11 protein-coding genes and 1 tRNA gene are annotated in these 11363 nt (G+C 27.7%); 7 read left to right on the top strand and 5 right to left on the bottom strand.

Translation table 11 applies throughout. The features are described from left to right. Positions 1 to 14: 14 nt before the first annotated feature. The gene (locus CBquer539_RS01990) at positions 15 to 452 is read left to right on the top strand and encodes a SufE family protein (protein ID WP_500836219.1); all 438 of its coding nucleotides are present in this window, start codon (positions 15 to 17) and stop codon (positions 450 to 452) included. A gap of 199 nt (positions 453 to 651) precedes the next feature. Here the strand turns inward: CBquer539_RS01990 and CBquer539_RS01985 are convergent, their stop codons facing one another. Further along, positions 652 to 894 (bottom strand): LPP leucine zipper domain-containing protein, encoded by a 243-nt coding sequence (locus tag CBquer539_RS01985; RefSeq protein WP_500836218.1) that lies wholly within the window; start codon positions 892 to 894, stop codon positions 652 to 654. A 254-nt stretch (positions 895 to 1148) separates the two neighbouring features. After that, positions 1149 to 1222, bottom strand: a tRNA-Val gene (locus CBquer539_RS01980). Between the two features lie 317 nt (positions 1223 to 1539). On the opposite strand from CBquer539_RS01980, the gene CBquer539_RS01975 reads away from it, so the two are divergent. Then, positions 1540 to 2160, top strand: coding sequence for a riboflavin synthase subunit alpha (locus CBquer539_RS01975; protein WP_500836217.1), 621 nt, complete (start codon positions 1540 to 1542; stop codon positions 2158 to 2160). Positions 2161 to 2279: 119 nt separating this feature from the next. Further along, positions 2280 to 2609, top strand: a complete 330-nt coding sequence (gene grxD / locus CBquer539_RS01970) for a Grx4 family monothiol glutaredoxin (RefSeq protein ID WP_500836216.1) — start codon at positions 2280 to 2282, stop codon at positions 2607 to 2609. Between the two features lie 128 nt (positions 2610 to 2737). Here the strand turns inward: grxD and rnt are convergent, their stop codons facing one another. Further along, complete coding sequence (gene rnt / locus CBquer539_RS01965; RefSeq protein WP_500836215.1) at positions 2738 to 3400, bottom strand: ribonuclease T; 663 nt, start codon at positions 3398 to 3400, stop codon at positions 2738 to 2740. A 677-nt stretch (positions 3401 to 4077) separates the two neighbouring features. Between rnt and slyA the strand changes: the two genes are divergently transcribed. The 3 genes from slyA to tyrS all read left to right on the top strand — a co-directional run bounded on the left by slyA (position 4078) and on the right by tyrS (position 6841). Next, positions 4078 to 4512, top strand: a complete 435-nt coding sequence (slyA, locus tag CBquer539_RS01960; protein ID WP_500836214.1) for a transcriptional regulator SlyA — start codon at positions 4078 to 4080, stop codon at positions 4510 to 4512. Positions 4513 to 4788: 276 nt separating this feature from the next. Beyond that, positions 4789 to 5439 (top strand): pyridoxamine 5'-phosphate oxidase, encoded by a 651-nt coding sequence (gene pdxH / locus CBquer539_RS01955; protein WP_500836213.1) that lies wholly within the window; start codon positions 4789 to 4791, stop codon positions 5437 to 5439. Between the two features lie 118 nt (positions 5440 to 5557). Next, positions 5558 to 6841: a tyrosine--tRNA ligase gene (tyrS, locus tag CBquer539_RS01950; RefSeq protein ID WP_500836212.1), complete on the top strand. Its 1284-nt coding sequence runs from the start codon at positions 5558 to 5560 to the stop codon at positions 6839 to 6841. 97 nt (positions 6842 to 6938) lie between these two features. On the opposite strand, the gene nth is transcribed toward tyrS, so the two are convergent. Both nth and fumC read right to left on the bottom strand, forming a co-directional pair. Further along, complete coding sequence (gene nth, locus CBquer539_RS01945) at positions 6939 to 7598, bottom strand: endonuclease III (protein WP_500836211.1); 660 nt, start codon at positions 7596 to 7598, stop codon at positions 6939 to 6941. An 87-nt stretch (positions 7599 to 7685) separates the two neighbouring features. Next, positions 7686 to 9086: a class II fumarate hydratase gene (gene fumC, locus CBquer539_RS01940; protein WP_500836210.1), complete on the bottom strand. Its 1401-nt coding sequence runs from the start codon at positions 9084 to 9086 to the stop codon at positions 7686 to 7688. A 288-nt stretch (positions 9087 to 9374) separates the two neighbouring features. Here fumC and CBquer539_RS01935 point away from each other — a divergent pair, with 288 nt between their 5' ends. Next, complete coding sequence (locus CBquer539_RS01935) at positions 9375 to 11279, top strand: inverse autotransporter beta domain-containing protein (RefSeq protein WP_500836209.1); 1905 nt, start codon at positions 9375 to 9377, stop codon at positions 11277 to 11279. Positions 11280 to 11363: the final 84 nt, after the last annotated feature.

Raw genomic sequence — 11363 nt, 5'->3', positions numbered from 1 at the left:
TATTACAAAAGACAATGGTAAAATTTCCAACAAAAACTCAATTATTGCAAAATTTCTTAAGTTGTATTAATTGGGAAGAAAGATATATATATATCATTGATCTTGGAAAATTGTTACCCAAATTCCCAGAAAATATGCGAATACAGAAATACTTAATTTCTGGATGCCAAAGTCAAACATGGATTGCTTTAGATTCCTCCACCTTGTCCTCTCATAACAATTTAATAGAATTATATGGATATAGTGATTCTTCTATTATCAAAGGAATTATCACTATAATATTCAGTTTATATCAGGGGTTAAGTTTGCAAGAAGCCACTAATATTGATGTTAAATCTTTTTTAATAAATCAATTACAGTTAAAACAAAACCTAACTATATCTCGATCCCAAGGGATATACTTGATATTGGATTCTATACATTCTCAAATTAATGCTCTACGTAAATTATAACTTCTGTACACAATTTATAATATTATGTATTGTGATTTGCAATAAATGTTTGGTTTGTTATCTATTACTTTTACAAAAATCATTGTATACATACATATACTTCCTTAAAAAACCTGCAAATTTTTTCAGGTTTTTTAAGGAAGTATATGTATGTATAGCTACATAGCTATGTCTTTTTATTTTTATCTTAGCGCCATAATTACTTATGATAGGACGTGATTTGATTATCAATACGCTGATTAGCTCGTATTGCTTCATTTTTGGTTTTCTCTATTTCAGGGCGCAGAATATCGATATCATTATTTATTTGATCAATTCTTTCACTTAAATCATGAACTTCAGAAGACAATTCTTTTATTTTAGTCGTACTTGCACAGTTAACCAATACAAAAGAACTCAAAATAATTATAGAACATATTAATTTGTTATTATTATTATTCATTGTAAAACTCTCCTATATAAACACATCCTAATTTCATTTAACTTATATAAAAATATATGCTAATAGCTAATTATTTACTTAATTTTTTTAAATAAATAAATAAATGAATACACTACTGTATTATATTTATAGTATTTTAAATAAATCACGTAATTAATATTCCATTTTTATAAAAATAAAACCAATTGTATTCATCTAGCTAGCATTAGCGATAATCTTTTAAATTAGCTTCTATTCTGCTGTATCATAATTAATGCGTTCTAATGGACTTGAACCATCGACCTCTACCATGTCAAAGTAGCGCTCTAACCAACTGAGCTAAGAACGCACAATAATACCATAACATAATACAATATTATCATCTGTTTGTACTGTACTAGTAACGCATATTATTTATTTTTTCTTCTTATAAAAAAACTAAATAACATATTTTATTAAAAAAAATCAATCAAATACTCACTTACATCAGGATACGCATGATTTTATCATACTTCAAATATTGTGAAAATATCTTGTGCCATAAAAAGCCCGTTTTTATCATAATGACTTAAATCTTTTAAAGTTGTATTTAACATAAAAAAGGTATATGCTATATTTATAGCTTAAATATAATTTGAAATAATACAAAATAGTATTTGAAAAAATATGTTTTCAGGTATTATACAAGCTGTTGTTCCTGTTCATAAAATTTATGAAACAACTAATTTTAGAACATATATAGTTATATTACCCATACATTTACTCTTAAATTTAAAAATTGGTTGTTCTATATCAAATAACGGATGTTGTTTGACAGTGATTGCTATCAAATATAATTTGGTTAGTTTCAATTTGATACATGAAACATTAAAATTAACTAACATGGACATGTTAAAATCAGGAGATTTGGTTAATATAGAAAGATCGCTAAGTTATCATTCTGAAGTTGGTGGGCATTTAATGACCGGGCATATTGATTGTACTGGAAAAATCAGAAAAATAATTATCTCAAAAAACAATAAAATAATATGGTTTAGTATAAAAAATAAATATTTTCAAAAATATATTTTAAAACAAGGATCAATTGGTATAGATGGAGTAAGTCTTACGGTAAGTAAAATACTTAATAATTATATCCGTGTTTGTTTAACCCCATATACTGCCATACAAACGACACTTGGAGGCAAAAAGATAGGGAGCATAGTAAATATTGAAGTTGACATTATCACAAAATCTGTTATAAACAGTGTCGAAAGAACATTAGCAATTATTAATTCAAAAAAATAATAATTTTTATTAAAGATGGTACAATACTATATACAACAAGTTGTTGTATATAGTAAATTGAGAAAAGTTTATGTCAGTCAGATATTAATTTTTTACATCTATACTAATACAAATAAAATATGAACAATACAATAGAAAAAATTAAATGCCAAATAGAAGAAAATCCTATAATTTTATATATGAAAGGTACACCGAGCACTCCTAGATGCGGTTTTTCGTCAAAAGCTGCACAACTATTATCTACTTGTATACAATCTTTTTTTTATATTGATGTATTGGTTCATTTAGATATTAGACATGCTTTACCAATATTTTCTAATTGGCCTACTTTTCCTCAATTATGGGTAGAAGGAAAATTAATAGGCGGATCTGATATAATAATTAATATGAGCCGTACCGGTAAATTAAAAGACTTAATTGATCAGGTCAAGTTACGGCATAATTTGTAATTCAATATGTTTACTTCTCTTTTACAGAGAACCTTCGTACATAATAAAATGTTTGTTTTTTAATTTAAATTTTCAAAAATTCTTACTATATTATAATAATATAATAAAAAACACTATAAGTACCGAGTCTAATGATCATTAGACTCGGTACGATAAGGGGTTAATGGCCAACCACCAAGTCTTTTCCATTTGTTTACCAATTCACAAAATAACATTGCGGTTCGCTCGGTATCATATAATGCGGAATGTGCTTTATTTTTATCAAAAAAAACACCAGCACGTGCACACGCTTTAGCTAATACGGTTTGCCCCAATACTAATCCACTTAAAGTAGCGGTATCGAACATAACAAAAGGGTGAAATGGATTATTTTTTATAAAACTTACACGTTCCACTGCTGCCATTAAAAAACTATGATCAAAATAAGCATTATGCGCTACGATAATAGCACGACTACATTTTTGAGCTTCCATACCTTGATGCACCATTTCAAAAATTGCATGCAATGCTTCTTGCTCTGTTACTGCAGCTCGTAAAGGATTATCTAAATCAATTCCATTAAATGCCAACGATTCCTGTTGAATAATAGCTCCAGGAAAAGATTGAATATGAAAATTAAGAGTATTGTCAACACCCAACCAACCGTATTCATCCATTTTAAGTGTAACAACAGCAATTTCTAGTAAAGCGTCAGTATTAGCATTAAGGCCTGCTGTTTCTACATCGACTACGACCGGATAAAATCCACGAAATCGTGCTCGAAGAGTATTTTGATCATCTTTACAAATCATATTTCTTATAAAATATATTACATTACATAAACAATTAATGTTATCATAGATCTTAATATATTTTCATAATTTATTATGTAAAATTGTAACCGAATGCTCTTTCAAGATATAAATAACTATTTTGTTAAACAGCAGGTTTGATTGCCTCAAAATATAATTTGATGTAATTATACCTTAATTAAAATATTTTTTATTTCAAGATAACCGTTGCATATGTATGCAATCCATCATTTATCACTAGTTAATAGTGTAGCATAACGAAAAACTGCAGTAAATTTATATAACGCCAGATACTTAAAAAAGTTTTTTATTACTGAAATAAATAACGAATAATACAGAATTTATATCAAAAAACCACATGATTCTCAACAATTTAAATTTATTGAATGATTCATATTTATATGAATCATTCAATAAATTATTTTTAATGCTTGCATTAAAAATAATTTACATACAATGATAGATGTATGTTATACTTTAATAAATTAAAGTATACATAATAACGTATCTAATTGATACACTATCATCCTAATCATACATGGTTACGTAAGTTCATTGTTGTCGATATTATAGATACACATTATTAATTATATCTATATATAAATAGATCGTTATTTGCTTATTTATAACATAAATCATATTTACATAAAATAGACTTAATTATAAGGAAAGAAAAATTGGAATCACCATTAGGATCAGATTTAGCACGTCTTGTAAGAATATGGCGTGCTTTGATTGATCATCGTTTAAAACCTTTAAAACTTACACAAACACATTGGATTACATTGCATAATATTTGTCAATTACCTCCGGAGCAATCTCAAATACAGTTAGCAAAGGCTATAGGAATAGAACAACCATCTTTAGTACGAACACTTGATCAACTTGAAGAAAAATCTTTAATTATCAGGCACACTTGTGTTAATGATCGACGAGCTAAACGGATTAAATTAACCGACAATGCTGGGCCTGTTATTAACGAAGTTAATCATGTTATTATTACGACTAGAAACGAAATTTTTAGTGGAATTAGTCATGAAGAAATGATTTTTCTAAATAACATTATTTCTAAGTTAGAAAAAAATATTATGAATTTACACAATAAAAATTAAAAAATCTTCATATAATTATAAATTGTATACCTTTTAATAATATTAAAATTAATGCATCATAATTAATTAATTTTATTACCATGAACCTTTACAAATTCACATAACTATATTTTAATATTTCTAATAAAAACTTACATTATAAGCGACTGTTAAATTATTAAAAAATCAAGAAATTATTATCTTTAATCTTTTATAGTATTGCTATTTCTATTTTATTATCTAAAATAGAAATGTATTTAAATATATTTTATAACAGTTATTACGACGCCATATTTTATGCTAGTAGATAAAACTAACATTGCTAACATCAGACGAGAATACATATCTGGACAACTACGCCATTCAGATTTAACTACCCAACCAGTTCAATTATTTTCAATATGGTTGCGTCAAGCTTATATTTCAAAAATACCTGATCCTACCGCAATGTGTTTAGCTACAGTGGATAATACTGGTCAACCGTACCAACGTGTAGTATTGTTAAAGGATTTTACTAACGAAAAAATGATATTTTTCACTAATCTTAGTAGTCGTAAAGCTATGCATTTAACCAAAAACCCAAAAGTTAGTTTATGTTTTTTTTGGAATATTATAGATAAACAAGTAACAATAACAGGAAATGTTGATAAACTTTCAGAAAAAGAAGTTTTGAAATATTTTTATACACGACCAAGAGATAATCAAATAAGCACATGGGTATCCAATCAATCTAAAGTTCTTTCTTCTAAAGAAATATTAGAAAATAAATTTGTAGAATTCAAAAAAAATCATTTCCATAAAAAAATACCATTTCCTGAATTTTGGGGTGGATACAAAATTAAAATAAATAGTATGGAATTCTGGCAAGGCGGAACACACCGATTACATGACCGATTTATATATCAAAGATATAAACATACATGGTGTATTTACCGTTTATCTCCTTAATATCAACTATAATTTCAGTAAAATTTATATATACAAATATGATTGAATTAATATTATAAGTATTGACTGTATATGTACATATAAAACTCTTGATCGTGTTGCTAAAAAAAATACTCATATGAACAATAAACACATTAACATAATACAACATTTATATGAACGTAATTTGATAGCTCAAATCACAAATAAAGAAGCATTAATTAAAATATTAAAATCAAAATCAATAACTTTATATTGTGGATTTGACCCGACATCTGATAGCCTACATATAGGACACTTAGTTCCACTATTATGTTTAAGACGATTTCAAACATCTGGGCATCGTCCTATAATTTTGTTAGGAGGAGGTACCGGATTAATCGGAGATCCAAGTTTTAAAGACTCAGAACGGAAACTTAATTTAATTAACATAGCGCAAAAATGGGTAGAAACAATTAAACATCAAGTGTCTTTGTTTGTAGATTGCTCTTGTAAACAGTATTCACAAGCTTGTATAGTTAATAATTATGACTGGTTATCTTCTATATCACTCTTAACATTTTTAAGAGATATCGGTAAATTTTTTTCTGTGAATAAAATGATAAATAAGGACGCTATAAAAAAACGATTACAACATCATAATTATGGAATCTCTTATACTGAATTTTCCTACAATTTATTACAAAGTTATGATTTTGCTTATTTATATAAAAAATATGATGCAATACTGCAAATTGGCGGTTCTGATCAATGGGGTAATATTGTGTCAGGTATCGATTTGGTACGTCGAATATATAAAAGAACTACTTACGGGCTTACTATGCCTTTGCTTACTAAAGCTGATAATACTAAATTTGGAAAAACAGAAAAATATACAATATGGCTAGATTCAAAAAAAACTAGTCCTTATAAATTTTATCAACATTGGATTAATTCTTCTGATAAAGATGTATATCATTTTCTTAAATTTTTTACTAACATCGATATAGATACAATTAATATATTAGAAAAAGAAGATAGTACTAGGAATACAAAACCACAAGCTCAAACTATATTAGCAGAAGAAATTACTCGATTAGTTCACGGAAAGGAAGGATTAAAAATTGCTCAAAAGATTACTAACAATCTCTTTACAGGACAAATACATAAACTTACTTCACATGATTTTGAACAATTGTTTCAAGATGGAGTGCCAACTGTGTTGCTTAAATCAGGTATTGCATTACAACAAGCATTAGTAGAATCTAAGTTAGCGTCTTCTCGAACACAAGCACGAGAATTAATTACATCCAACAGCATTGCTATAAACTCACAAAAACAATTAAAAACAGAATATGTTTTTTGCGCCACTGACAGGTTATATGACCGTTACACATTATTAAAACGAGGAAGGAAACATTACTGTTTAATAAAATGGAAATAAGCCATTATTATATTGATAATATATAACTCGATTCATTTTGTTAAAAATGATATGAAATAATTTCACATCCTTTATGCCACGACCATGGAAATATTGATTATATACCTTCTCTTCTAAGATGAGACAGATGATTTTTTTCTTTAAATTCACATAAATCTTTAATCACGCAAATACGACAATTTGGACATCTAGCTCGGCAAACATTCTTACCATGCCACACTAACCATTGATGACAATTATTTTTGAATTCTTTTGGTACTACTGATAATAATTTCTTTTCTACAGAAAAAACATTATTTCCTAGTGCAAAACGACTGCGATTACAAAATCTAAATACATGCGTATCTACTGCAATTGTAGGCCAGCCGAAAACTAAATTTAGAATAATATTTGCAGTTTTACGCCCAACTCCAGGCAAAGATTCCAATCCAACACGATTTGATGGAAGCATACTATTATGCTGTTCAATTAATAAATGACAAGTATTAATAATATTTTTAGCTTTAATATTAGACAAACCGATAGATTTGATATAATTTTTAATTCCATCTACACCAAGAAGTAACATACTTTTTGGTGTATTGGCTGCTTTAAATAAATTCTTTGTTACTTTGTTAACTTGAATATCGCTTGTTTGAGCTGAGAGTAATACTGCAATTAATAACTCAAATTCCGATCGATAAATTAATTCAATGACTGGATGAATATTATTATCTCTCAATTTACACAAAATCTGATATCGTTTAATATAATTCATTAATAATATTTCATGCTTTCATATGTTTTGAAAAAAATTTGTAATACTTACTGTTGATATTTATATTGTCATCATGTGTTTAATGACTTATGACATTTCTGAGGAGTTTATCATATTTTCTGGACAAACCCATTTATCAAATTGTTGTTCATTCACATAACCTAACTGTAATGCAGCTTCTTTTAAACTTAATTCTTCTAAATGTGCTTTTTTAACAATTTCCGCTGATTTATCATATCCAAGATAAGGACTTAATGCAGTAACCAACATTAACGAATTATCGAGTAATTTTTTAATTTGTTGATACTTCGGTTGAATTCCTATAATACAATATCTATGAAAGCTTTCTATACCATCTGCCAGCAACCGTACCGATTGTAAGAAATTGTATATAATCAATGGTCTATATACATTTAATTCAAGATGTCCAGACGCACCACCAATATTTATGCTAACATCATTTCCCATAATTTGAGAACATAACATAGTCATAGATTCGCATTGCGTTGGATTAACTTTTCCAGGCATAATCGAACTACCTGGTTCATTTTCAGGAATACTTAATTCACCTATACCACATCTAGGACCAGAAGATAGCAAACGCACATCATTAGCAATTTTTGTCATAGACACCGCTAAGCCCTTTAAAGCTCCATGACTATGTACTAATGCATCACACGTTGATAATGATTCAAACTTATTTGGTGCGCTAACAAAATTATATTTAGTAAGAAGTGATAATGCATCGGCAACACGGCCGGCGTATTCTGGATGAGTGTTAAGACCTGTACCTACTGCTGTCCCACCTAATGCTAATTCACATAAATGAGGTATAGTAACTTTTATATGGTCTATGTTATGTTTCAGCATAGATACCCAAGCGGAAATTTCTTGTCCTAAAGTTAACGGGGTAGCATCTTGAAGATGAGTACGTCCAATTTTAATAATGTTATTAAATTCAATAGATTTTTCAAACAAAGTTTTTTGCAACATTTTAACTTTAGGTATTAATTGTTCGTTTAAATCCACTACTGCCGCAATATGCATTGCGCTAGGAAAAACATCATTTGAACTTTGACTTTTATTGACATGATCATTTGGATGGATAAATTTACTATTTGCGCTTTGTTTGTTTTTTAGTAATTCATTGGCTCGATTAGCTAAAACTTCATTCATGTTCATATTACTTTGAGTTCCAGATCCAGTTTGCCAGACTGATATTGGAAATTCGTCCTTATGTATTCCAGATAACACTTCATCTGCTGCTTGAATGATTACTTGAGCTCGTTCGTAATCTAACAATTTAAGATCATAGTTGACTTGTGCTACAACGCGTTTGATTTGTGCTAATGCTTTAATCAATGATGCAGGAATTTTTTCATCAGAAATATGAAAATATTTTAATGCACGTTGTGTTTGTGCTCCCCATAATCTATTATGTGGTACTAAAACTGTACCCATACTGTCTTTTTCAATACGCATCATCATAAAAATACCTTTAGTTGTAAAAAATATTAATTTCTTCCCGTTAAGAATAACAAATATAATCAGTTATATATGTCATATATACAAATAAATGATATCATTTTTAAAACTAATTTTTGTCAAAACATAATTTTATAATTATAATCTTATATTATGTATTATTCATTTAAAATTATAACAATTAAATATAATGTACTATTTAATATATTTATCGATATAAAAAAAATGCACATACCGACATTTATGATATTAATAATAGTATTTCAGATATTTTCATACAACGAGATCGCTTTGTGTAATATTTCTAAAAATTGTATCAAATTTAATGCTAGTAGCAGTATATTTCAAGATAATTTACATCAACAAGCAATGCAACTGTATGCTCACGATCATCATCCACGTCATATTCTTAATGTTTATCCCTATGCAATGAACAAATTGCGTCCTCAGGCATATGATTATAAATCTTCATTATCTTCTGCTTATAAATCTATAATACAATTACAAAATGATTCGATAAACATGTTTCATTCATTGCATACGCGATATAACGAACATCAACAAAACTTATTCTTTATGCAATTAGGAATACACAATCTTTTTTCAGAACAGTTTTTTAATTTTGGAGGAGGGAAAAGATACCTAATTAACAATAGACGTGCTATTGGCTATAATACTTTTTATTATTGTCCTATTCCCCATCAAAACGACAAACCATGCTCAATTAATTTTGGCGTAGAATATTGGTTATATAATACGGTGTGCATTCTAAATAATTATTATAATTTAGGAAATATTTTTAATTCCGAAACTTCATTACAAAAATGTGACATACACTATCCAAAAATTGGATACCAACTACATATTCAAACTAAATTTCCAAAATTTTTAGAATTTACTGGAAAAATAAAGTTGGAACAATTAATTTATGACAAAAAATATAAAAAAATTTTTAATAAAAAAAATAATGATTATTGTTTATCTTTAGATTTGAATTATCAACCTATTCCCATGTTAGGTTTTAGTATAAATAATGTTTTTGTAAATAAAAAATACAATAACACTATTTGTCAGGTATTAATAAATTACCAATTTGGTGTTCCTCTTATAAATCAAATTAATTATATAAATAGACAAAATAAATCAATGCTAAACGATCTTAATACTATAATACAACCATTTATACCTACTGTGATTCAATATTATAATTATGTTATATTTCACCATAATAAATATGTGGAATCATCGCAATCCGCTCGAAAAATGACAGGTTACCCTGGAGAAATTAAAATAATTAAAATTGATGCCAGTAGCGATAAATCTGTGCAATGGGATTGTCAATTGTTGAAACATCAAGGAGGTAATATCGTAGAAATAACAAATAATACTTATGCTCTTCATTTCCCCAGCTGTCCTATTACAAAAGAAAATGAAATTTTTATTTCGTATACTATTGTTGATGTGACGCAAACTCCTCAGGAGCAAAAAAAACAAAATATACATATTTTAGTAAAAGATTTTTCACGACAAAAATTCCTAAATACACAACAATCTGATTCTTCCATGATTGATATTAATAATGATTTCCAAATTAATAAGAATATAATTGGAGAAAATGTGCTGACTTATAATGATGATCATCATACAGCCTCAAATCTCATTACACAGCATAATGTACATGATATGAATGTGACAACCACAGAAAACACACAGAATGTCGCAGTACAAGATGATCACATATTCCCGACTCCTCCACCTCCACCTCTTCCAACTTCTTTTCCTTTTTTAGAAAAAAAATCGTCATCTATAATATCAGAAAAACTGAACGATACATTGGTATCATACCAATCTGAGTCTTATTCAGATCACCAACAAATGGGTTCTGAAAAAAATGAAAATAAAGAAGCATATAGTGGTTTTGTTGAAGATTCTAACAGTGAATTATGCCAAAATGATGATTTATCGCATAGATTGTTTATACATAAACAATCTAAATTTGCTGATATAGGCAGTAAAGACCATATAAATAAACTGGAAAATGCCATAACGGAACGAAAAAAAACAAAACACTTTAGTAATATGGAACAAATGTTTATCAAACTAAATCTTGTTCAATCTTCATCATCATCTATTAGCGAAGATTGTGTTACAGATGATAGCGATGATAGCTTTAATTCTATAAACCAAAGGGAATAATATCCTGCATATAGATAGATATAAGATACAAATAGCATGCAAATATTAACTTAATTATTTTATTAAGTTTAGGATTTATTTGTT

The organism is Blochmannia endosymbiont of Camponotus quercicola (assembly GCF_059935335.1).
Note: the sequence above shows the minus strand (reverse complement) of the source record. Positions and strands in the feature narration are given on the sequence as shown.

What these genes read in the sequence shown, in the direction of transcription:
- CBquer539_RS01990 (WP_500836219.1), top strand. Translation starts at nt 15, where the DNA reads ATGGTAAAATTTCCAACAAAAACTCAATTATTGCAAAATTTCTTAAGT.
- CBquer539_RS01985 (WP_500836218.1), bottom strand. Translation starts at nt 894, where the DNA reads ATGAATAATAATAATAACAAATTAATATGTTCTATAATTATTTTGAGT.
- CBquer539_RS01975 (WP_500836217.1), top strand. Translation starts at nt 1,540, where the DNA reads ATGTTTTCAGGTATTATACAAGCTGTTGTTCCTGTTCATAAAATTTAT.
- grxD (WP_500836216.1), top strand. Translation starts at nt 2,280, where the DNA reads ATGAACAATACAATAGAAAAAATTAAATGCCAAATAGAAGAAAATCCT.
- rnt (WP_500836215.1), bottom strand. Translation starts at nt 3,400, where the DNA reads ATGATTTGTAAAGATGATCAAAATACTCTTCGAGCACGATTTCGTGGA.
- pdxH (WP_500836213.1), top strand. Translation starts at nt 4,789, where the DNA reads ATGCTAGTAGATAAAACTAACATTGCTAACATCAGACGAGAATACATA.
- tyrS (WP_500836212.1), top strand. Translation starts at nt 5,558, where the DNA reads ATGAACAATAAACACATTAACATAATACAACATTTATATGAACGTAAT.
- nth (WP_500836211.1), bottom strand. Translation starts at nt 7,598, where the DNA reads ATGAATTATATTAAACGATATCAGATTTTGTGTAAATTGAGAGATAAT.
- fumC (WP_500836210.1), bottom strand. Translation starts at nt 9,086, where the DNA reads ATGATGATGCGTATTGAAAAAGACAGTATGGGTACAGTTTTAGTACCA.